This window comes from Micromonospora cabrerizensis, from assembly GCF_022230955.1.
Classification (GTDB): domain Bacteria; phylum Actinomycetota; class Actinomycetes; order Mycobacteriales; family Micromonosporaceae; genus Micromonospora; species Micromonospora cabrerizensis.
In genome coordinates, this window is record NZ_JAKKFI010000129.1 from 1 (window position 1) to 21,577 (window position 21,577).

Genomic DNA, 21,577 nt, shown 5'->3' on the forward strand with positions numbered 1-21,577 from the left:
GCGCGCCGGGCGCGGTCGCGCGGGGCGCAGGGCGCGGGGCGCGGTGCACGGGGGCGCGGTGCGCGGTGCGCGGTGGCGCGGGGCGCGGTGCGCGGTGGCGCGGTCCGCGGGGGCGCGCCGGGGGCGGTCAGGCGTGGTGGGCCAGGTGGGTCGCGATCGCGGCGGCGAGGCGGTCGGGGGCGCCGTCGGCGTACCCGATGAAGAGGGACGGCTCGGTCAGCTCCAGCTCGACCAAGACCGGCTCGCCGTCCGGGCCGGGGATCAGGTCGACCCGGGCGTAGAGCAACTGCCGTGTGCCGCCGGGCACCGTGGCGAGGGTCTTCTCGGCCACCGCGAGCTGTTCGGGTCGGGCGGTACGGGAGGTGATCTCCTCGGCCTTGTAGAGCCCGTCCGGGCCGAGGTCCGGCCCGGTCAGCATCGGGCCCTTGCGGATCGCGTGGCTGAACGCGAGCCCGTCCGGGCCGGCGAGGAAGAGCAGTGCCGTCTCGCCCTCGAGGTCGACGGCCCGCAGGTACGGCTGGACCATGGTCACCCGACCGGCGTCGGAGAGCCGGCGGACGTGTGCGGCGGCCAGGTCCCGGTGCTCCGGGTCGGCCAGGTCGTAGCGGCCGGTGTCCTGGCTGCCGGCGCTGACCGAGGGCTTGAGCACGTACTCGCCGGTCTCGGCGGGAGGCTGCCAGGTGTCCCCCGGCTCGACCCAGGACGTCGGCACGGTCGGCACCCCGGCGGCGCTCAGCTCGGCCAGGTACCGCTTGTCGGTGTTCCAGCGGACCACGTCGGCCGGGTTGACCAGCGTCGGGACGGTGGCCGCCCAGGCGACGAACTCGTCGCGGCGCAGCGCGTAGTCCCAGGGTGAGCGGAGCACGACCAGGTCGTACGAGGACCAGTCGACGTCGGGGTCGTCCCACACCACGGTGTCGACGGCGATGCCACGGGCGGTGAGTGGGGCGAGGACCAGCCGGTCGTCCGGGTCGAGGTCGGCGAGGTCGGCGCAGGTGACGAGAGCGACCCGGGGTTCCCCCCGGGTCGACTGGTGATGGGTGGTCAATTCAGGTGTCTATTCAGCGGGCCATCGTGCGCCGGGCCATCGACCGCCACAGGTCGTTGCTCGGACGCATCTGGTCCATCAGTTCACGCTCCCAGGCGTTCTCGACGGTGACTCCCGCCTTGGCGCACGCCTCCCGGGCGGTGACGGTGTCGTCGGCGAACTGGTCGCCCCACTCACCGTCGGAACCGACCAGCACGATTCGCGCGCCACGCTTGCCGACGTACTCGATGACCGCCTTGGCGCCGCCGTGCCCGGCAGCGAACGCCTTGAGGCCCGCAACCAGGCCCTGGGGCGTCTGCTCGCCGGCGGTCTGCTCGGCCGTCAGCGTCGTATCGGAACCATCTGCCATGACGCGAAGCCTAAGCAGACCCGCACCCTCCCGGGCGAGAACCATGAACCTTTTGTGATGCCAATTACCTACAGGTTTAAGGCAGACCACAGGCTGGCTGTCCGCTTATATACGGACTTTTCATTTCAAAGTTTCCCGGCAAACCACCGTGCACCAGCCGCAGGTTGAGCCGATCCGGCTCATGCCGAAAGTTACTCTGATGTGACGTTAAAGTGGACAACTCATCCATGGGCATGATTAGTCACCTGGCGACCGACATCAGTCGCCGGCGACCAACCGCAACGCGGGGAACGGGTCAGATCAGCGCGTCGAGCGCGACGGCCACGAACACGATCGTCAGGTACGTCGTCGACCAGTGGAACAGCCGCATCGGCTTGACCGCCTCGCCCCGCGTCGCACGCCGGCAGAGCCGGTGCGCCTCGACGATGAAGATGGCACCCACCACCAGGGTCGGCACGCCGTAGATCGCGCTGAGCCCCAGCGGCCAGACGGCCAGGGACGTGAGCACGGTCAGCCACGCGAAGATCAGGATCTCGGCGTTCACCCGCCGGGTCGAGGCCACCACCGGCAGCATCGGGATGCCGGCGCGCGCGTAGTCGTCCTTGTACTTCATGGCGAGCGGGTAGAAGTGCGGCATCTGCCAGAAGAAGACCACCGCGAACAGCCCCCAGGCAGCCGGGGCCAGCCCGCCGGTAACCGCCGCCCACCCGATGAGCACCGGAGCGGCCCCGCACGCGCCACCCCAGAAGGTGTTCGTCGGGGTGGACCGCTTGAGCCACAGGGTGTAGACGAGGTCGTAGTAGGCGATCGCCGCGAGCGTCAGCCCGGCGGCCAGCAGGTTGGTGAACGCCGCCATCAGGGCCACCGACACCGCCGCCAGCACCAGACCGAAGACCAGCGCGTTGCGGGGCGACACGGTGTGCGCCGGCAGCGGCCGACGCTTGGTACGCCGCATCAACTGGTCGATGTCCCGGTCGATGTAGCAGTTGAGGACGCTGGCCGCGCCGGCGGCGAGTGAGCCACCGATCAGCACGATGGCCATCAGCCACAGCGACGGGAGCCCGCCCTCGGCCAGCATCATCGCCGGGATGGTGGTGACCAGCAGCAGCTCGACGATCCGCGGCTTGGTGAGCGCCACGTACGCCGAGAGGACCGCGCGTACGTCCCGCCGGGCCACCGGGCCCTCGGCCGCCCGCGCCGGGGACTGCCCGGCCGGGTTGCTCGCGGGGCGCTCGGTGATCATGCTCACGGATTGCCACCTTCCGGCATCGGGCACGGGGAGATCGGATTGGTCGGGACCACTCGGGCCCGCATACCGACCCACACACTACGCGTTGTCGTTTTGGCTGCCCGGCCGACCCGACAACGGTGCGGACGGTCACACCACCGGGTTGATCCGCGCATCCGGGTCGTCACGTAGCGCACACCATGCGGAGATCCCCGGGCGCGCGTTTAGGGACGCTCGATAGGGTCATCAGTGAGGGTTCCGCCCATCTGCCGAGGAGCACAACCATCGTGGCTGCCAAACGACCCGAGCACTCCGCACTGAACTGGTCCGACCTCGATCGCCGGGCCGTCGACACCGTCCGCGTGCTGGCCATGGATGCCGTGGAGAAATCCGGCAACGGCCACCCGGGCACCGCGATGAGCCTTGCGCCCGCGGCGTACCTCCTTTTCAACCGGGTCATGCGGCACAACCCCGCCGACCCGAACTGGCCCGGCCGGGACCGGTTCGTCCTCTCCGCGGGCCACTCCAGCCTGACTCTCTACATCCAGCTGTTCCTGTCCGGTTACCCGCTCAGCCTGTCCGACCTCCAGTCGCTGCGGCAGTGGGGCTCGCTCACCCCGGGTCACCCCGAGCACGGGCACACGCCGGGCGTGGAGACCACCACCGGCCCGCTCGGGCAGGGCCTGGGCAACGCGGTCGGCATGGCCATGGCGGCCCGCCGCGAGCGCGGCCTGTTCGACCCGGAGGCCGAGCCGGGCGCGTCGGTCTTCGACCACGACATCTGGTGCATCGTCTCCGACGGCGATATCGAGGAGGGCATCAGCCACGAGGCCAGCGCCCTCGCCGGGCACCAGCAGCTGGGCAACCTCACGGTGATCTACGACGACAACGAGATCTCGATCGAGGACGACACCCGCATCGCCAAGAGCGAGGACGTGGCGGCCCGCTACGAGGCGTACGGCTGGCACGTGCAGACCGTCGACTGGCGCAGCGGTGACGCCGACCAGGGCGACTACCACGAGGACGCCGAGGCGCTGCACGCCGCGCTGCTGGCCGCCAGGGCGGAGACCGGCCGTCCCTCCTTCATCGCACTGCGCACCATCATCGGCTGGCCCGCGCCCAACAAGCAGAACACCGGCAAGATCCACGGCTCGGCGCTCGGCGCCGACGAGGTGAAGGCCACCAAGCGGATCCTCGGCTTCGACCCGGAGCAGACCTTCCAGGTCGACGAGGAGGTGCTCGCCCACGCCCGCACGGTGATGGGCCGCGGCTCCGAGGCCGAGCAGGAGTGGACGGCCGCGTTCGACGCCTGGAAGAAGGCCAACCCGGAGCGCACCGCGCTCTACGAGCGGATGGCCGGCCGGGTGCTCCCCGACGGCTGGGCCGACGCGCTGCCGGTCTTCCCCGCCGACGCCAAGGGCGTGGCCACCCGTGCCGCGTCCGGCAAGGTGCTGGAGGCGCTCGCGCCGGTGCTGCCGGAGCTGTGGGGCGGCTCGGCCGACCTGGCGGAGAGCAACAACACCACCATGAAGGGCGAGCCGTCGTTCATCCCGGCCTCGCACGCCACCAAGGACTTCCCGGGCCACGAGTACGGCCGCACGCTGCACTTCGGCATCCGTGAGCACGCCATGGGAGCGATCCTCAACGGCATCGCGCTGCACGGCGGCACCCGCCCGTACGGCGGCACGTTCCTGGTGTTCAGCGACTACATGCGCCCGTCGGTGCGGCTGGCCGCGCTGATGAAGCTGCCGGTGGCCTACGTGTGGACGCACGACTCGATCGGCCTGGGCGAGGACGGCCCGACCCACCAGCCGGTGGAGCACCTGACCGCGCTGCGCGCCATCCCGGGCCTGGACGTGGTCCGCCCGGCGGACGCCAACGAGACGGCCTGGGCCTGGCGGCAGGCGCTGGAGCACACCGACCGGCCGACCGCGCTGGCGCTGAGCCGTCAGCCGCTGCCGACCCTGGACCGGGACGTGCTGGGCAGCGCCGACGGCGTGGCCAAGGGCGGTTACGTGCTGGCCGAGGCGTCCAACGGCAAGCCTCAGGTGATCATCGTCGGCACCGGTTCCGAGGTGCAGCTCTGCTTGACCGCGCGGGAGCGCCTGGAGGCCGACGGCACCCCCACCCGGGTGGTGTCGATGCCCTGCCAGGAGTGGTTCTACGAGCAGGATGAGGCGTACCGGGAGTCGGTGCTGCCACGCGGGGTAAAGGCACGGGTGAGCGTGGAAGCGGGCATCGCGATGTCCTGGCGCGGCGTCGTCGGCGACCTCGGCGAGAGCGTCAGCCTGGAGCACTACGGGGCGAGCGCCCCGCACACCGTGCTCTTCGAGCAGTTCGGGTTCACCCCCGACCGGATCGTGGCGGCGGCGCACGCCTCGCTGGCGCGGGTGGGCGACATCACCGGTTTCACGACCGGCAACTGAGGGAGCGTGGCAGGCATGACGGACAAGCTGAATGAGCTCACCGCCGCGGGCGTGGCGGTGTGGCTCGACGATCTTTCCCGGGTACGACTCAGCTCCGGCGGGCTGGACCAGCTCCGCCGTGAGAAGCACGTGGCCGGTGTCACCACCAACCCGACGATCTTCGCGAAGGCACTGAGCGACGCCGACGAGTACAACTGGCAGCTGCGCGACCTCGCCACCCGTGGCATCGAGGTCGAGGAGGCCGTGCGGATGCTCACCACGTACGACGTGCGGTGGGCCTGCGACGTGATGCGCCCGTCCTACGACGGCAGCGATGGCGTCGACGGTCGGGTCTCCATCGAGGTGGACCCCCGGGTGGCGCACGACAGCGACCGGACGGTGGCCGAGGCCAAGGCGCTGTGGTGGCTGGTCGACCGCCCCAACCTCTACATCAAGATCCCGGCCACGGAGGAGGGCCTGTCGGCGATCACCGACACGCTGGCCGAGGGGATCAGCGTCAACGTGACGCTGATCTTCGGCCTGGACCGCTACTCCGCGGTGATGGAGGCGTTCCTCGCCGGCCTGGAGCAGGCCAAGGCCAACGGCCACGACCTGTCGAAGATCGGCTCGGTGGCGTCGTTCTTCGTCTCCCGGGTCGACGCCGAGGTCGACAAGAGGCTGGAGAAGATCGGCTCCGAGCAGGCCAAGTCACTTCGGGGCAAGGCCGCCGTCGCCAACGCACAGCTGGCGTACGAGCGCTACACCGAGGTGTTCTCCTCCGACCGGTGGAAGGCGCTCGCCGACGCGGGCGCGCACCCGCAGCGGCCGCTGTGGGCGTCCACCTCGACGAAGAACCCGGACTACCGCGACGTCATCTACGTCGAGGAGCTGATCGCCCCCGGCACGGTCAACACGATGCCGGAATCGGTCATCGACGCGTACGCCGATCACGGCGAGACGCGCGGCGACACCATCACCGGCGCCTACGACGCGGCCCGCAAGGTCTTCGCGGACCTGGAGTCGGTCGGGGTGGACATGGCCGACGTGATCGCCACCCTGGAGCGCGAGGGCGTGGAGAAGTTCGAGGCCAGCTGGCAGGAGCTGCTCGAGGGCGTCCGCAAGTCGCTGGAGGCGGCGGCGAAGGGTAAGGGTGCTCCGAACAAGGCCGCCAAGGGCAACGCCAAGGGCGCCGAGAAGGCTGGTGGCGCATGAGCGAGCGCAGCGAGCGAATCAGCAGGCTCAGTGCGACGGTGCCTCAGGACGGCACGCAGCGAAGCGGAGTGACGGCATGAGCGACCTACTTGCGGGGCCGGTGGAGGCCGCAGCCGGGCTCGCCGTGTACGGCGCGGACGCGGTCGACAAGTCCGCTCCCGCCTCGACCCGGGACGCGTTGGTCAAGGCCGGCGTCCCGGGCAAGCTGGCCGGCAAGGACGCGAGCCTGTGGGGTCCGGACGCCGAGGCCGAGGCGAAGGTCCGGCTGGGCTGGGTGGACACCCACCAGCGCAGTCGGGAGCTGCTGGCGCAGCTGGCCGAGCTGACCGCGGAGCTGGCCGACCTGGATCACGTGGTGCTCGCCGGGATGGGTGGCTCGTCACTGGCCCCCGAGGTGATCACGCGGACCCTGGGCCGCCCGCTGACCGTGCTGGACACCACCGACCCGGGCCAGGTCCGGGCGGCGCTCGGTGACCGGCTGGAGCGCACCGTGGTCGTGGTGGCCAGCAAGTCCGGGTCGACGGTGGAGACCGACAGCCACCGGCGCGCCTACTGGCAGGCGTTCCTGGACGCCGGGATGACCGAGGCGGAGGCCGGTCGGCACTTCGTCATCGTCACCGACCCGGGTTCACCGCTCGAGGCCACCGCCACCGAGATGGGCGCGTTCACGGTGCTCGCCGACCCGAACGTCGGCGGCCGGTACTCGGCGCTGACCGCGTTCGGCCTGGTGCCCTCGGCGCTGGCCGGGGTCGAGGTCGCGGAACTGCTCGACCAGGCCGACGCGCTGGCGGCGTCGCTCGGCTCGGACCGGGACAACCCGGCGCTCGCGCTGGGTGCCGCCCTGGGCGCGGCGGCGACGCTGGCCCGGGACAAGGTCGCCCTGGTTTCCGACGGCACCGGCATCGACGGGCTCGGCGACTGGGCCGAGCAGCTGATCGCCGAGTCGACCGGCAAGGCCGGGGTGGGCATCCTGCCGGTGGTCGTGGAGTCTCCGCAGAGCCCCGGCGCCAGCGGTGCGGACGTCCTGACCGTCAGCTACGGCGGTTCGCTGGCCCCCGGTGACGTGCCGGGCGGCGGTGCCGCTCCGGACGTGGCCGTCAACGGCCCGCTGGGCGCGCAGTTCCTGGCCTGGGAGTACGCGACCGCGGTGGCCGGTGTGGTGCTCGGCATCGACCCGTTCAACCAGCCGAACGTCACCGAGTCCAAGGAGAACACCAACAAGATCCTGGCCTCGGGCCTGCCGACGGAGACGCCGTCGTTCACCGAGGGCGCGATCGAGGTGTACGCCCCGCAGGGCGCACCCGGTGACCTGGCCGGCGTGCTGCGCTGGCTGCTCGACGGGTTGGGCGACGACGGCTACCTCGCCGTGATGGCGTACCTCGACCGGTTCGCCGACGCCGACACGGCCAAGCTGCGGCCGCTGCTGGCCCAGGCGGGCGGCCGGCCGGTCACCTTCGGCTGGGGCCCGCGGTTCCTGCACTCGACGGGTCAGTACCACAAGGGCGGCCCGCAGGTGGGCAGCTACCTCCAGGTGACCGGCGCGGTCGCGGAGGACCTTGAGGTGCCGGGCAAGCCGTACACCTTCGGTGAGTTGCAGGCGGCGCAGGCTGCCGGGGACCGGCAGGCGCTCGCCGGCCGGGAGCGCCCGGTGCTGCGGCTGCATCTGACCGACCGTGCCGCCGGTGTCGCCCAACTGCTCGACGCGGCCGGTGATCTACGGGCGTGAGGATGGACGACGTGAGTGAAGCGGAAGCGAGGGGGCACCGTGAGCGCGAGGAGTGAGCCGGGGTTGCGAGCCCCGCAGTCGCGAACCGAAGGTGAACCGGTGAACCCGCTGCGCGACCCGCAGGACCGCCGGTTGCCCCGGATCCCGGAGCCCTGCGCTCTGGTGATCTTCGGGGTGACCGGCGACCTGGCCCGCAAGAAGCTGCTCCCCGCGGTCTACGACCTGGCCAACCGGGGGCTGTTGCCGCCCGGTTTCGTGGTGCTCGGTTTCGCGCGCCGCGACTGGGGAGACGGCGACTTCGAGACGCTGGCCTGCGAGGCCGCCCGCAAGCACGCTCGTACCCCGTGGCGGGACGAGGTGTGGGCACGGCTGGCCGGCAACATCAAGTTCGTCGGCGGCTCGTTCGACGACGACGCGGCCTTCGACCAGCTCGCCTCGACGCTGGACGACCTGCGCCAGACCCACGGCATCACCGGCAACGCGGCCTTCTACTTCTCAATCCCCCCGGCCGCGTTCCCCGTCGTGCTCAAGCAGCTGGCCCGCACCGGGATGGCCGACAACGAGAAGTCCGGCGGTTGGCGTCGGGTCGTCGTGGAGAAGCCGTTCGGCAACGACCTGCCGTCGGCGAAGTCGCTCAACGACCTCGTCGACGACGTGTTCACCCGGCAGGACGTCTTCCGGATCGACCACTACCTGGGCAAGGAGACGGTCCAGAACATCCTGGCCCTGCGCTTCGCCAACAACCTGTTCGAGCCGCTGTGGAACTCCAAGTACGTCGACTCGGTGCAGATCACCATGGCCGAGGATGTCGGCATCGGCACCCGCGCCGGCTTCTACGACACCGTCGGCACCGCCCGCGACGTGCTCCAGAACCACCTCCTGCAACTTCTCGCCCTGGTGGCGATGGAGGAGCCGACCAGCTTCGACGCCGACGAGATCCGGGCCGAGAAGCTGAAGGTGCTCAAGGCCATCACCCTGCCCAAGGACGTGGCCCGGGACACCGTGCGCGGTCAGTACCTGCCCGGCTGGGTGGGCGGCGAGCGTGCGGTCGGTTACCTGGAGGAGCGGGACGTTCCCTCCGACTCCACCACGGAGACGTACGTGGCGGTGCGGCTGGGCATCCAGAACCGCCGCTGGGCCGAGGTGCCGTTCTACATCCGGGCCGGCAAGCGACTGCCCCGGCGGGTCACCGAGGTCGCCATCATGTTCAAGAAGGCGCCGCACCTGCCGTTCAACGACGCCGACATGGAGTCGCTGGGCAACAACCAGCTCGTCATCCGGGTGCAGCCCGACGAGGGTGTGGTGCTCAAGTTCGGCTCGAAGGTGCCGGGCACCACGATGGAGGTCCGCGACATCGCGATGGACTTCCAGTACGGCGAGGCGTTCACCGAGTCCAGCCCCGAGGCGTACGAGCGGCTGGTCCTGGACGTGCTGATCGGCGACCGCACCCTGTTCCCGGACGCGGCCGAGGTCGAGCAGAGCTGGCAGGTGATCGACCCGCTGGAGCACGCCTGGGCTGGCACCACGCCGGAGCCGTACCGGGCCGGCGAGTGGGGTCCACGCGCCTCCGACGAGATGCTGGCCCGCGAGGGCCGCGCTTGGAGACGAGCATGATCGGGCTGTGGGACACCACCGGCAACGAGGTGGTCAAGGCGCTCGCCGCCGAGCGGCGCAGCGCCGGTGGGGTGGCCAGCGGCATGGCGCTCACCCTCATCGTGGTGGTGGACGAGAAGCGGGTCCGGGAGGCGGAGGCGGCGGCGACGATCGCCGCCGCCGCCCACCCGTGCCGGCTGGTGGTGGTGGTTCGCTCGGAGATCGAGCGGGACCGCAACCGGCTGGACGCGGAGATCGTGGTCGGTGGCCGGCTCGGCCCGTGCGAGGCGGTGGTCACCCGGATGTACGGGCGGCTGGCGCTGCACGCCGAGTCGGTCGTGATGCCGCTGCTCGTCCCCGACGTGCCGGTGGTCACCTGGTGGCACGGCGAGCCACCGGCGGAGATCGCCACCGACTTCCTCGGGGTGGTCGCCGACCGGAGGATCACCGACTCGGCGCAGGCCGCCGACCCGGTGGAGGCGCTGCACCAGCGTGCCCGGGACTACGCCCCGGGCGACACCGACCTGGCGTGGACCCGGATCACCCCGTGGCGGACTCTGGTCGCCGGGGCGTTCGACACCACCAGCGAGCGGGTCACCGAGGCGACCGTCGTCGCGCCGCGCAGCGACCCGACGGCGGCGCTGATGGTCGGTTGGCTGTCCAGCCGGCTCGGCATCACCCCGCGCCGGGTGGACAGCGACGAGTTCCCCCGGATGCGGGAGGTGCAGTTGAGCTGCGCCAACGGCGACCAGCTCACGCTGACCCGCGAGGACAGCATGGCCGTGTTCCGGCGGACCGGTCAGGACGACCGGGCGCTGCCGCTGGTCCGCCGCCCGCTCGGTGACGAGCTGGCCGAGGAGCTGCGCCGTCTCGACGCCGACCAGGTGTACGCGGAGGCGCTGGGCGCGACGGTCGGTCTGCGGGGGTTGGAGCAGCGTCCCCCGCAGCGGGTGCACGTCTGGAAGGATCCAGCCACCGCACGGCGCGCCGAGGCCGGGGTCACCGCACACGCCGGCACGAGCGGCGAGGGCTGAGCCCGACCGGGGCACGACAACGTCGGGGCAGGGTCGGGTTCCCACCGGGCCCTGCCCCGGAACCTCCGGGGCATTCGCCCCGCCACCTCGGGCCTCCGGCCCGGGTACGACGCGACAGCGACCGCACGCGGTCGGGAAACGAAGGCGCAACCCATGAGTGAGGCGAGTGTCGCCGTCCACGCCGACGCCGATCTGCTGGCGCAGGCCGTGGCCGCCCGGTTGCTGGTGAAGATGCTCGACGCCCAGGCCGACCGGGGCGAGGCGTCGGTGGTGCTCACCGGCGGTCGGATCGCCGCCGCCGTGTACCGGGCGGTGGCGACGCTGCCGGCCCGTGACGCGGTGGACTGGTCCCGGGTCGACGTGTGGTGGGGTGACGAGCGGTTCCTGCCCGCCGGCGATCCGGACCGCAACGAGACCCAGGCCCGGGCCGCCCTGTTGGACGTGGTGCCGCTCGACCCGGCCCGGGTGCACCCGATGCCGGCCTCCGACGGCCCCGTCGGCAACGACCCCGAGGCCGCCGCGGCCTGGTACGAGGAGGAGTTGGCTCGCGCCGCCCGACCCGGGCACGCCACACTGCCGCACTTCGACGTGCTGATGCTGGGCGTCGGCGAGGACGGGCACGTGGCGTCGATCTTCCCCGAGCACCCGGTGCACTACGACACCCGCGCGTGCAGCGCGGTGCGGGGCAGCCCCAAGCCGCCAGCCGTGCGCACCACCCTCACCCTGCCGACGATCAACACCGCCGACGAGGTCTGGCTGGTGGCCGGCGGCGCCGACAAGGCCCGCGCGGTGGGTATGGCGTTGGCCGGGGCCGGGCCGGTGCAGTTGCCGGCCGCCGGGGCACACGGTGTGAGTCGCACCCGCTGGCTGCTGGATCGGGCCGCCGCTGCCGACGTACCCGCCCGGCTGCGCAGCCTCCGCTGACCGACCGGAAGGGCCCCTCGACGGGGGCCCTTCCTTATTGTTCGCCGCGGCGACGGCGCAGCGCCGCGAGCGCCTCGGCCAGCAGCGCCTCACCCTCCTCGGCGGTACGCCGCTCCTTCACGTACGCCAGGTGACTCTTGTACGGCTCGGCGCGGGCCCGGCCGGGCGGGTTCTGCGCGTCCCGGCCGGCCGGCAGGCCGCAGCGGGGGCAGTCCCACAGGGCTGGCGCCTCGGCGTCCGCGGCGATTCGGATGTCGACCTGGTGGTCGTTGCGGCACCAGTAGGTGACGTCCTGTCGTGGGGCGGGTTGGTGCCGCTCGTCGGGTCGCATGGGTGCGGACCCGACTCGGGCGCCGCGGATGACGTTGCCACTCGGCACGGCTGCTCGCTCCTGTCGTCGGAGGGGACCCGCCGTCTTTCGGGGGTGGGCGGCGGGCGACGCGGGTGCAGCGGAGAAAAGCCTGCGCGCGGCCCGTCGAGTGACGGACCGCGCGCAGATTGTACGACTTGACGAGCCTGCTCAGGCGCCGCTGTTCATCTGGAGGCGAAGCCAGAGCCCGAGCCCGATGATGGCGGCGAACCAGACGACGCTCACCAGGACGGTGTAACGGTCCAGGTTTTTCTCCGCGACCGAAGAGCCGGCAAGGCTGGAGCTGACGCCACCACCGAACATGCTCGACAGACCGCCGCCCTTGCCGCGGTGCAGCAGGATCAGCAGGGTGAGCAGAATGCTCGTGATGACCAGCAACACGATCAACGTGTATGCGAACCAGATCGGCATGGCTGGGGTCAGTTCCTCTCGTAGCGATCCTCGCCCGGTCTGATCGGGCACGGCGGCACCGACCGGTGGACGGGCGGTGTCAAGGATACCGAGCGATCAGCGAGCGAGGTGCTCCGGGAAGCGGCAGATCTGCGCGAATTCCTCCGCGTCCAGGCTGGCACCCCCCACCAGGCCCCCGTCCACGTCCGGCTGGGCCATGATCGAGGCGACGTTGGACGCCTTGACCGAGCCGCCGTAGAGGACCCGGACCTGGTTCGCGGTGTCCTGGTCGAAGCGCTCCGCCAGTCGCTGGCGGACCGCCCCGCAGACCTCCTGGGCGTCCTCCGGCGTCGCGGTCTTGCCCGTGCCGATCGCCCAGACCGGCTCGTACGCGATCACGACCTGGCGCACCTGCTCGGGGGTGAGCCCGGCGAGGCCCCCGTCGAGCTGGTCGGAGCAGTGCGCCACGTGGGTGCCCTGCTCGCGCACGTCCAGCCCCTCCCCCACGCAGAGGATCGGGGTCAGGCCGTGGGTCAGCGCCGCCTTCACCTTGGCGTTGACCAGCGCGTCGTCCTCGTTGTGGTAGGCCCGCCGCTCGGAGTGCCCGACCACCACGTACGTGCAGCCGAGCTTGGCCAGCAGCGGACCGGAGATGTCCCCGGTGTACGCGCCGGACGCGTGCGGCGACAGGTCCTGCCCGCCGTAGCCGATCAGCAGCTTGTCGCCGTCCACCGCGGTCTGCACGGTACGCAGGTCGGTGAAGGGCGGCAGCACGACCGTCTCGACGGCGGTGAGCTGCTTCTCGGTGAGGCTCGCCGCCAGCTTCTGCACCAGCAGGTTGGCCTCGAGGTGGTTGAGGTTCATCTTCCAGTTGCCGGCCATCAACGGCCGGCGGGTGGTGCTCGACATTCAGTTCTCCAGGGCCGCGATGCCGGGGAGGGTCTTGCCCTCGAGGTATTCCAGGGAGGCGCCGCCGCCCGTGGAGATGTGCCCGAAGGACGACTCGTCCAGCCCCAGGGCACGGACCGCCGCCGCCGAGTCACCGCCACCGACGACGCTGAACGCGTCGGCCTTGGTGATCGCCTCGGCAATGCCCCGGGTGCCCGCCGCGAAGGCCGGCATCTCGAACACGCCCATCGGACCGTTCCAGAAGATCGTCTTCGCCTGGGACAACGCGGCGCTGAAACCGGCGACCGTCTCCGGGCCGACGTCCAGCCCGAGCCGGTGGCTCGGGATGCCGTCGACGCGGACCGTGTCGTGCGCGGCATCCGGGGCGAACGCGTCCGCCACCACCACGTCGACCGGGAGCATGATCTTGCCGCCGGACCGCTCCAGCAGGTTGCGGCAGGTGTCGACCATGTCCTTCTCCAGCAGCGAGGTGCCCACCTCCAGGCCCTGGGCCTTGAGGAAGGTGAAGCACATCCCGCCACCGATGAGCAGCCGGTCGACCGTGGGCAGCAGCGCCTCGATCACGGCCAGCTTGTCGGACACCTTCGACCCACCGAGCACCACCACGTACGGCCGCTCGGGGTCACCGGTGAGCTTGGAGAGCACCTCGACCTCACGCAGCACCAGTCGGCCCGCCACGTGCGGCAGCCGGGCCGGCACGTCGAAGACACTGGCGTGCTTGCGGTGCACCGCGCCGAACGCGTCGTCCACGTACGCGTCGCCGAACGCGGCGAGCTGGTCGGCGAACGCGCCCCGCTCGGCCTCGTCCTTACTGGTCTCACCCGCGTTGAAGCGCAGGTTCTCCAGGAGGGCGACCTGGCCGTCGGCCAGGTCCGCGACGGTGGAGCGGGCGGAGTCACCGACGGTGTCGGTGGCGAAGTGCACCGGGGCGCCGAGCAGCTCACCGAGCCGCCCGGCGACCGGGCCCAGGCTGAACTGCGGGTCCGGCGCGCCCTTCGGGCGGCCCAGGTGCGAGCAGACGACCACCTTCGCGCCGGCCTCGACCAGCGCGCCGAGGGTCGGCAGCACCGCGCGGATCCGGCCGTCATCGCTGATGGCGCCGGTCTGCTTGTCGAGCGGGACGTTCAGGTCGGCGCGCACCAGCACGCGCCGACCCGACACCCCCTCGGCGAGCAGGTCGTCGAGGGTACGGAGGGCACTCACAGAGCTAGCCTTCCGTTCGCGACTGTGGGGCTCGCAAGCTCACTCCTCGCGCTCACAGCGACGAACCGACCAGCTTGACCAGGTCGACCAGGCGGTTGGAGTAGCCCCACTCGTTGTCGTACCAGCCGACGACCTTCACCTGGTTGCCGACGACCTTGGTCAGCGGCGCGTCGAAGATGCACGACGCCGGGTCGGTGACGATGTCGGAGGAGACGATCGGGTCCTCGTTGTAGACCAGGATGCCCTTGAGCGGGCCGTCCGCGGCGGCCTTCAGCGCGGCGTTGACCTCGTCCACGGTGGTCTCGCGACCCACGTTGACGGTGAGGTCGGTGACCGAGCCGGTCGGGATCGGCACCCGCAGGGCGTACCCGTCGAGCTTGCCCTTGAGGTCCGGCAGGACCAGACCGATCGCCTTGGCGGCGCCGGTGGAGGTCGGGACGATGTTCAGCGCGGCGGCCCGGGCACGACGCAGGTCCGAGTGCGGCGCGTCCTGGAGGTTCTGGTCCTGGGTGTACGCGTGGATCGTCGTCATCAGACCGTGCTGGATGCCGAACGTGTCGTGCAGGACCTTCGCCATCGGGGCGAGGCAGTTGGTGGTGCACGAGGCGTTGGAGATGATGGTGTGCTTCGCCGGGTCGTAGGTGTCGTGGTTGACACCCATGACGACGGTGACGTCCTCGTTCTTCGCCGGGGCGGAGATGATGACCTTCTTGGCCCCGCCGTCGACGTGCGCCTTGGCCTTGGTGGCGTCGGTGAAGAAGCCGGTGGACTCGATGACGACGTCGGCGCCGACCTCGCCCCACGGCAGCTTCGACGGGTCCTTCTCGGCGTACGCCTTGATGGTCTTGCCACCGACGGTGATCTCGTCGGCGGTGGCCTTGACCTCGTAGGGCAGGCGACCCAGAATGCTGTCGTACTTGAGCAGGTGGGCAAGCGTCGCGTTGTCGGTCAGGTCGTTCACCGCCACGACCTCGATGTCGGCGTCAGACGCCAGCACTGCCCGGAAGAAGTTACGGCCGATTCGGCCAAAGCCGTTGATGCCAACCCGGATGGTCACAGGTTCCAGCTCCTCGCGTTCTGGTCTGCCGGCTTCAGACAACGGGCCGGCGGAGTGGTGTGCGCCGACCGTTGGAGCCGGCCGTTGACGGTTCATCTCGGCCACCCCGCCGCGGTCTGAGGACCTGACCGCCCGAGGCGGTGCGCACGACGAGGAGTGCCTGTGTCGGCCCCCTTGCCGTACGCAGCGACCTTATCCGAGCGTGCGAGGCCACGCTGCGCCGGGTAGTGCCCCGGGCGCACCGTGCGGCCCCACCGTCCTATCAGACCACGAGCATGTCGGGCGTGACGGCTGCTTCCGTATCCGGGATGCCGAGGTCCCGGGCCCGCTTGTCGGCCAGCGCCAGGAGCCGGCGGATCCGCCCCGCGATGGCGTCCTTGGTCAGCGGCGGGTCGGCCAGCGCGCCCAACTCCTCCAGCGAGGCCTGCCGGTGCTCCAGGCGCAGCCGCCCGGCGTCGGTCAGGTGGTTGGGCGCCTCGTCGGCGAGGATCTCCAGCGCACGGGTGACCCGGGCGGCGGCGGCGACCGCCGCGCGCGCCGAGCGGCGCAGGTTGGCGTCGTCGAAGTTGGCGAGCCGGTTGGCGGTGGCCCGCACCTCGCGGCGCACCCGACGCTCCTCCCAGGCCAGCACGCTGGAGTGCGCGCCGATACGGGTGAGCAGCGCGGCGATCGCGTCGCCGTCCTTGACCACCACCCGGTCCACCCCGCGTACCTCACGGTTCTTGGCGGTGATGCCGATCCGGCGGGCCGCGCCGACCAGCGCCAGAGCCGACTCCGGCCCCGGGCAGGTGATCTCCAGGGCGCTGGAGCGGCCGGGCTCGGTGAGCGAGCCGTGCGCCATGAACGCGCCCCGCCAGGCGGAGACCGCGCAGCAGACGTTCGCCGCCACCACGTGCGGGGGCAGCCCGCGCACCGGGCGACCCCGCACGTCGAGCAGGCCGGTCTGCCGGGCGAGGGCCTCGCCGTCCTTGACCACGCGCACGATGAAGTGGCTGCCCTTGCGCAGCCCACCGGAGGCCAGCACGTGGATCTCGCTGGGGTACCCGTAGACCTCCGCGACCTCCCGGCGCAGCCGTCGGGCAACCGCCCCGGTGTCCAGTTCAGCCTCCACCACCACGCGGCCGGAGACGATGTGCAGGCCGCCGGCGAAGCGCAGCAGTGCGGCCATCTCCGCCCGCCGACAGCAGGGCTTGGGCACGTCGACCCGACTCAGCTCGTCCTTGACCGCGGCCGTCATCGCCATTGTGCGTCCCCTCACGGACCGGTTCCGGCGTGTCGCCGGAGATTACGTACGTGTCTAACGATCGGCACCCAGTACAGGCACCAGTGCGGCGCCCAGGGCAGCCGGATCATGGCGAGGAGTGCCACCGGTGACGGCGACGGGGGCGAGGACCAGGCGGGCACCCAGCGATTCTGCCGCACGTTCGACCGGTTCGGGGTCACCCACCGCCTTGGCGTCGGCGAGCACGAGATCCACCTTGAGCTCGGGCAGGTACCAGTGCAGCGCCGCGAGATGATCGGCGACGGAGAGCCCGAGGGTCTCCTTCTCCGCGGCGAGGTTCAACGTGACCAACCGCCGGGCCGAGGTGGACACGATGGCGTCGGCCAACTGCGGCACCAGCAGGTGCGGGAGGACGCTGGTGTACCAGCTGCCCGGCCCGAAGATCAACCAGTCCGCCGCCCTGATCGCCTCGACCACCTCGGCGCAGGCCGGCGGGGCGGCCGGGGTGAGGCGCAGCGACTCGACCCGCCCGGTGGTGACCGCCACCTGGTGCTGGCCGCGCACGGTGCGTACCTCGTCGGGGGCGGCCGGGTCGACGCCGCGTACCTGCGCCTCGATGCCGACCGGCTGCCGGGACATCGGCAGCACCCGGCCGACCGCGCCGAGCATCGCTCCGGCGTGTTCCAGCGCGGCCACCGGGTCGCCCAGCAGCTCCATGAGGCCGCAGAGCACGAGGTTGCCCACCGCGTGCCCGGCCAGCCCGTCGGCCCGGCTGCTCGCCCGCTCCGTGCCGGGGCCGTCGGCGCCCTGGCTCGCTGCGCCCTCGCCGGTTGCGGCCTGGCCGTCGGCGCCCTGGCCGGCTGCGGCCTCGCCGGTTGCGGCCTGGTCGCGCGGGTCGGGGGTGCGGCCGTCGGTCGCGGTCAGGGCCGGGTCGGCTTCGCCGAGCGGGGGTACGCCGGCCGGCACGGCGGCGAAGCGGTGCTGGAACAGCCCGGCGCTACGCCGCGTCGCCGGGTGGTCCCCGGCCAGCGCCACCAGCGCCTGACGAAGATCACCCGGGGGCAGGCCACCGCGCTCGGCCCGCAGCCGGCCACTGGACCCCCCGTCGTCACCCACGGTGACCACGGCGGTGATGTCGAGGTCGAGTTCGGGGGCACAGTGACGCAGCGCGCGCAGCGAGGCGGACAGCCCGTGCCCGCCGCCGAACGCCACCACCCGCCGGGCCGTCATTCCCGCCCCAGGTCGCGGTGCTGGGCGTTGGCCGCCAACCCGGAGTGACGCAACCGCCCGGCCAGTTCCTCGGCGATGGCCACGCTGCGGTGCTTGCCGCCGGTACAGCCCACGGCGACCGTGAGGTACCGCTTTCCCTCCCGCTCAAAGCCGGCGGTGGTGGCGTTGACCAGGTCGGCGTACGAGGCGACGAAGGCGTCCGCGCCCTCCTGACCCAGCACGTACGCGCTCACCGCCTCCTCCCGACCGGTGTGCTCGCGCAGCTCCGGCACCCAGTACGGATTGGGCAGGAAGCGGGCGTCCAGCACGAAGTCGGCGTCCGGCGGCAGGCCGTACTTGAAGCCGAACGACAGCACGGTCACCCGCAGCCGACGGGCGTCCTCGCCGCCGAACAGCTCCTCGATGCGCCGACGGAGCTGGTTGACGTTCAGGTGGCTGGTGTCGATGATCACGTCGGCCTGGTCGCGTGCCTCCTCCAGCAGGCCGCGCTCCACGGCGATGCCGTCGGCCAGCCGCCCGTCGCCCTGAAGCGGATGCGACCGGCGCACGCTCTCGAACCGTCGGATCAACACCTCGTCGTCGGCGTCGACGAAGACCACCCGGGGTGAGAACCCGCGATCCTTGAGCTCATGGATCGCCCCGGCCAGGTCCGTGGAGAAGGCCCGGGACCGCACGTCCAGCACCATCGCGGTACGCCGGGCCGCCCCTCCCGCCTTGAACGCCAGCTCGGCCATGTCCAGCATCAGTGCCTGCGGCAGGTTGTCGACCACGTAGTAGCCGACGTTCTCCAACGCCCTGGCAACCGTGCTGCGGCCGCCGCCGGAGAGGCCGGTGACGACCACGAGTGTGGTCTCCGACTCGGCCGCCACCTGCCCGTCAACCGTCTCCGGGTCGTCCATCCGGTCACCGGTTGTGCGCGCCTCGCTCACCCGTACCCCCAAGCCGTGGCGCCGCGGCCGCCCTTGGCCGCGATTGGTCAATCAGCGACTCTATCCCGCCGCCGGCTCGGGCCCGCGCACCCCGGCAGGGGTCGCGGGGTGACCGACGACGGCCCGTCGCCCTCCCGACAGCCGCCACCCTTGATGACGATCAGTAACTGTCAATACGCTCATCGTGATCGTCGCAGGTCAGAACGACATCTGGGAGGATGCGATGCACGACCTGGCAGACAAGAACAAGTACGTCGGTTTCCTGTTCATGCGGATCAACCCGGAGTACTTCGCCCTCGGGCGCGAGGGCATCCACGAGATCTCCGCCGAGCACGCCCGCGACCTGGGCCGCTTCGCCAAGCAGCTCACCCACGTCGTGACCACCGGGGTCAACGGCAAGTACGACCAGGTCACCATGGTCGAGGCCGACACCCTGGAGGAGATCAACGCGGCGGCCACCGCGTTCCGGATGGGCAACAAGGCCCGCTACATCGAGATCGTCGACATCGTGGTCGGGATGAAGGCCCCGCCGCGTGGTCTGGCGAACAGGTCCAGCCAGCCCGGCTGAACCCGTCGCCCGGCGTACCCGTTGCTCGGGTGCGCCGGGCGGGCGGTGTCGGGGTGGGCTCGTAGACTCCCCGGATGGCTTCCCCCACCGACCTGCGTACCGAGGACGCGCTGCCGGTGCTGCGCCGGGTGTTCGGCTACGACGCCTTCCGCGGCTTCCAGCAGGACGTGATCGACCATGTGGTCGCCGGCGGCGACGCGCTGGTGCTGATGCCCACCGGTGGTGGCAAGTCGCTGTGCTACCAGATCCCGGCCCTGGTCCGCGACGGCGTCGCGGTCGTCGTCTCCCCGCTGATCGCCCTCATGCAGGACCAGGTGGACGCGCTCACCGCCGTCGGCGTCCGCGCCGGGTTCCTCAACTCGACCCAGACCCTCGACGCCCGGCGTCGGGTCGAGGCGGCCTTCGTCGCCGGCGAGCTGGACCTGCTCTACCTCGCCCCGGAGGCGCTCGGCGTCCGGTCCACCCTCGCCCTGCTGGACCGGGGGCGCATCTCCCTGTTCGCGATCGACGAGGCGCACTGCGTGTCCCAGTGGGGCCACGACTTCCGCCCCGACTACCTCGCGCTGTCGATGCTGCACGAACGCTGGCCGCAGGTGCCGCGGATCGCGCTGACCGCCACCGCGACCAGCGCCACCCGCACCGAGATCGCCACCCGGCTCAAGCTCGACGACGCACGGCACTTCGTGGCGAGCTTCGACCGGCCCAACATCCAGTACCGGATCGTGCCCAAGCGGGAGCCGCGCAAGCAACTGCTGACGCTGCTGCGCGACGAGCACCCGGGCGACGCCGGGATCGTCTACTGCCTGTCCCGGGCCTCGGTCGACAAGACCGCCGAGTTCCTCGTCGCCAACGGGGTCGCCGCACTGCCGTACCACGCGGGTCTGGACGCTTCCACCCGCGCCGCCAACCAGCAACGCTTCCTGCGGGAGGACGGCCTGGTGATGGTGGCCACGATCGCCTTCGGCATGGGCATCGACAAGCCCGACGTCCGGTTCGTCGCCCACCTCGACCTGCCCAAGTCCGTCGAGGGCTACTACCAGGAGACCGGCCGCGCCGGGCGGGACGGCCTGCCGTCGACCGCCTGGCTCGCGTACGGGCTGCAGGACGTGGTCCAGCAACGCAAGATGATCGAGACGTCCGACGGCGACCTCGCCCACCGCCGCAACCTGGCCGCGCACCTGGACGCGATGCTCGCCCTCTGCGAGACGGTTCGCTGCCGGCGGGTCCAGTTGCTCGAATACTTCGGCGAGACGTCCACGGCCGCCTGCGGCAACTGCGACACCTGCCTCACCCCACCGGAGACCTGGGACGGCACGGTCGCCGCCCAGAAGTTGCTCTCCGCGGTCTTCCGTCTCGACCGTGAGCGCAACCAGCGCTTCGGCGCGGGGCACTGCATCGACATCCTGCTCGGCAAGCAGACCGACAAGACCAGCCAGTACGGTCACGACTCGCTGACCGTCTTCGGCATCGGCTCCGAGCTGAGCGAGGCGGAGTGGCGGGGGGTGGTCCGGCAACTGCTCGCCGAGGGGCTGCTGGCCGTCGAGGGTGACTACGGCACGCTCGCGCTGACCGACGCCAGCGCCGACGTCCTGGGTCGCCGCCGTACGGTCACGATGCGCCGCGAGCCGGAGAAGCCAGCTTCGAGCCGCTCGTCGAAGCCGCGCGGCTCGGCCACCGTCGTGGTCGACCTGACCCCGGCCGCCGCGTCGCTCTTCGAGCGGCTGCGCGGCTGGCGGGCGACCACCGCCAAAGAGCAGGGCGTTCCGGCGTACGTGATCTTCCACGACGCCACTCTTCGACAGATCGCCAGTGACGCGCCGGGCTCGCTGGCCGAGCTGTCCGGCGTCAGCGGCGTCGGCGAGAACAAACTCGCCAAGTACGGCGAACAGATCCTGGCCGTCCTCGCCGAGACCTGATCCGGTCATGACGAAGGGCCGGGCCCCGTGGTGGGGTCCGGCCCTTCGGCTGTCGGTCGGTGTGTGGGTGCAGTGTTGTGTGCCGGTGCGGGTCAGCTGGTGGCGTAGCCGCGGGTGGCGATCCAGTCGGCGAGGTGCTCGACGGTGATCCAGTAGGAGGCGGTGTTCGGGTCGGCGGAGTCGGCGATCTTCACCGTCTGGCCGTTGTCGCGGTAGCCGAAGATCGGAGGGGGTTGGTGTGGTGACAGAGTGTACGTCTCGGTG

The 21,577-nt window shown here is 71.4% G+C and carries 19 protein-coding genes and 1 pseudogene; 8 read left to right on the top strand and 12 right to left on the bottom strand.

What is annotated here, in order from left to right; all coding sequences use genetic code 11:
- Positions 1–127 precede the first annotated feature (127 nt).
- The 3 genes from LADH09A_RS31120 to LADH09A_RS31130 all read right to left on the bottom strand — a co-directional run bounded on the left by LADH09A_RS31120 (position 128) and on the right by LADH09A_RS31130 (position 2,646).
- Complete coding sequence (locus LADH09A_RS31120; protein WP_238649239.1) at positions 128–1,048, bottom strand: ATP-grasp domain-containing protein; 921 nt, start codon at positions 1,046–1,048, stop codon at positions 128–130.
- A gap of 13 nt (positions 1,049–1,061) precedes the next feature.
- Positions 1,062–1,397 (bottom strand): hypothetical protein, encoded by a 336-nt coding sequence (locus LADH09A_RS31125; protein WP_088949242.1) that lies wholly within the window; start codon positions 1,395–1,397, stop codon positions 1,062–1,064.
- 295 nt (positions 1,398–1,692) lie between these two features.
- Entirely contained in the window at positions 1,693–2,646 is a 954-nt protein-coding gene (locus LADH09A_RS31130; RefSeq protein ID WP_238649240.1) for a heme o synthase, read from the bottom strand.
- A 266-nt stretch (positions 2,647–2,912) separates the two neighbouring features.
- On the opposite strand from LADH09A_RS31130, the gene tkt reads away from it, so the two are divergent.
- The 6 genes from tkt to pgl all read left to right on the top strand — a co-directional run bounded on the left by tkt (position 2,913) and on the right by pgl (position 11,519).
- Positions 2,913–5,051, top strand: a complete 2,139-nt coding sequence (gene tkt, locus LADH09A_RS31135) for a transketolase (protein WP_238649241.1) — start codon at positions 2,913–2,915, stop codon at positions 5,049–5,051.
- 15 nt (positions 5,052–5,066) lie between these two features.
- Entirely contained in the window at positions 5,067–6,242 is a 1,176-nt protein-coding gene (gene tal, locus LADH09A_RS31140) for a transaldolase (protein ID WP_238649242.1), read from the top strand.
- Between the two features lie 76 nt (positions 6,243–6,318).
- A complete protein-coding gene (locus tag LADH09A_RS31145) occupies positions 6,319–7,968 on the top strand; it encodes a phosphoglucose isomerase-related protein (protein ID WP_238649243.1) in 1,650 nt (549 codons plus the stop codon).
- A 99-nt stretch (positions 7,969–8,067) separates the two neighbouring features.
- Complete coding sequence (zwf, locus tag LADH09A_RS31150; RefSeq protein WP_238649244.1) at positions 8,068–9,582, top strand: glucose-6-phosphate dehydrogenase; 1,515 nt, start codon at positions 8,068–8,070, stop codon at positions 9,580–9,582.
- A complete protein-coding gene (locus LADH09A_RS31155; RefSeq protein ID WP_238649245.1) occupies positions 9,579–10,595 on the top strand; it encodes a glucose-6-phosphate dehydrogenase assembly protein OpcA in 1,017 nt (338 codons plus the stop codon). The genes zwf and LADH09A_RS31155 overlap by 4 nt, the downstream gene beginning before the upstream one ends.
- A 153-nt stretch (positions 10,596–10,748) precedes the next feature.
- Positions 10,749–11,519 carry a 6-phosphogluconolactonase gene (pgl, locus tag LADH09A_RS31160; RefSeq protein ID WP_238649246.1) on the top strand — a complete coding sequence of 257 codons (771 nt, stop codon included), beginning with the start codon at positions 10,749–10,751 and terminating at the stop codon, positions 11,517–11,519.
- Between the two features lie 34 nt (positions 11,520–11,553).
- Here pgl and LADH09A_RS31165 read toward each other — a convergent pair whose 3' ends face one another.
- The 8 genes from LADH09A_RS31165 to rapZ form a co-directional block, all read right to left on the bottom strand.
- Complete coding sequence (locus tag LADH09A_RS31165; RefSeq protein ID WP_238649247.1) at positions 11,554–11,898, bottom strand: RNA polymerase-binding protein RbpA; 345 nt, start codon at positions 11,896–11,898, stop codon at positions 11,554–11,556.
- 141 nt (positions 11,899–12,039) lie between these two features.
- Positions 12,040–12,300, bottom strand: coding sequence for a preprotein translocase subunit SecG (secG, locus tag LADH09A_RS31170; RefSeq protein WP_121653040.1), 261 nt, complete (start codon positions 12,298–12,300; stop codon positions 12,040–12,042).
- 96 nt (positions 12,301–12,396) lie between these two features.
- Complete coding sequence (tpiA, locus tag LADH09A_RS31175) at positions 12,397–13,188, bottom strand: triose-phosphate isomerase (protein ID WP_238649248.1); 792 nt, start codon at positions 13,186–13,188, stop codon at positions 12,397–12,399.
- A complete protein-coding gene (locus tag LADH09A_RS31180) occupies positions 13,189–14,391 on the bottom strand; it encodes a phosphoglycerate kinase (RefSeq protein ID WP_238649249.1) in 1,203 nt (400 codons plus the stop codon).
- A gap of 52 nt (positions 14,392–14,443) precedes the next feature.
- Complete coding sequence (gene gap / locus LADH09A_RS31185) at positions 14,444–15,448, bottom strand: type I glyceraldehyde-3-phosphate dehydrogenase (protein ID WP_238649250.1); 1,005 nt, start codon at positions 15,446–15,448, stop codon at positions 14,444–14,446.
- 262 nt (positions 15,449–15,710) lie between these two features.
- Positions 15,711–16,691, bottom strand: a complete 981-nt coding sequence (whiA, locus tag LADH09A_RS31190; RefSeq protein WP_210785006.1) for a DNA-binding protein WhiA — start codon at positions 16,689–16,691, stop codon at positions 15,711–15,713.
- A 54-nt stretch (positions 16,692–16,745) separates the two neighbouring features.
- A complete protein-coding gene (locus LADH09A_RS31195) occupies positions 16,746–17,900 on the bottom strand; it encodes a gluconeogenesis factor YvcK family protein (protein WP_238649251.1) in 1,155 nt (384 codons plus the stop codon).
- The gene (gene rapZ, locus LADH09A_RS31200) at positions 17,897–18,829 is read right to left on the bottom strand and encodes an RNase adapter RapZ (RefSeq protein ID WP_372492391.1); all 933 of its coding nucleotides are present in this window, start codon (positions 18,827–18,829) and stop codon (positions 17,897–17,899) included. Before rapZ ends, LADH09A_RS31195 begins: the two co-directional genes overlap by 4 nt.
- Before the next feature lie 184 nt (positions 18,830–19,013).
- Here rapZ and LADH09A_RS31205 point away from each other — a divergent pair, with 184 nt between their 5' ends.
- A complete protein-coding gene (locus tag LADH09A_RS31205; RefSeq protein WP_238649252.1) occupies positions 19,014–19,397 on the top strand; it encodes a hypothetical protein in 384 nt (127 codons plus the stop codon).
- A gap of 74 nt (positions 19,398–19,471) precedes the next feature.
- Positions 19,472–21,313, top strand: a complete 1,842-nt coding sequence (gene recQ, locus LADH09A_RS31210; protein WP_238649253.1) for a DNA helicase RecQ — start codon at positions 19,472–19,474, stop codon at positions 21,311–21,313.
- A 92-nt stretch (positions 21,314–21,405) separates the two neighbouring features.
- On the opposite strand, the pseudogene LADH09A_RS31215 reads toward recQ, so the two are convergent.
- Positions 21,406–21,577: pseudogene (locus LADH09A_RS31215) on the bottom strand (C39 family peptidase); the annotation flags it as partial.

Bases quoted from the DNA above. Each gene is read 5' to 3' on its own strand.
- LADH09A_RS31125 (WP_088949242.1), bottom strand. From the start codon at position 1,397: ATGGCAGATGGTTCCGATACGACGCTGACGGCCGAGCAGACCGCCGGC.
- tal (WP_238649242.1), top strand. From the start codon at position 5,067: ATGACGGACAAGCTGAATGAGCTCACCGCCGCGGGCGTGGCGGTGTGG.
- LADH09A_RS31145 (WP_238649243.1), top strand. From the start codon at position 6,319: ATGAGCGACCTACTTGCGGGGCCGGTGGAGGCCGCAGCCGGGCTCGCC.
- LADH09A_RS31155 (WP_238649245.1), top strand. From the start codon at position 9,579: ATGATCGGGCTGTGGGACACCACCGGCAACGAGGTGGTCAAGGCGCTC.
- pgl (WP_238649246.1), top strand. From the start codon at position 10,749: ATGAGTGAGGCGAGTGTCGCCGTCCACGCCGACGCCGATCTGCTGGCG.
- secG (WP_121653040.1), bottom strand. From the start codon at position 12,300: ATGCCGATCTGGTTCGCATACACGTTGATCGTGTTGCTGGTCATCACG.
- tpiA (WP_238649248.1), bottom strand. From the start codon at position 13,188: ATGTCGAGCACCACCCGCCGGCCGTTGATGGCCGGCAACTGGAAGATG.
- whiA (WP_210785006.1), bottom strand. From the start codon at position 16,691: ATGGCGATGACGGCCGCGGTCAAGGACGAGCTGAGTCGGGTCGACGTG.
- LADH09A_RS31195 (WP_238649251.1), bottom strand. From the start codon at position 17,900: ATGACGGCCCGGCGGGTGGTGGCGTTCGGCGGCGGGCACGGGCTGTCC.
- recQ (WP_238649253.1), top strand. From the start codon at position 19,472: ATGGCTTCCCCCACCGACCTGCGTACCGAGGACGCGCTGCCGGTGCTG.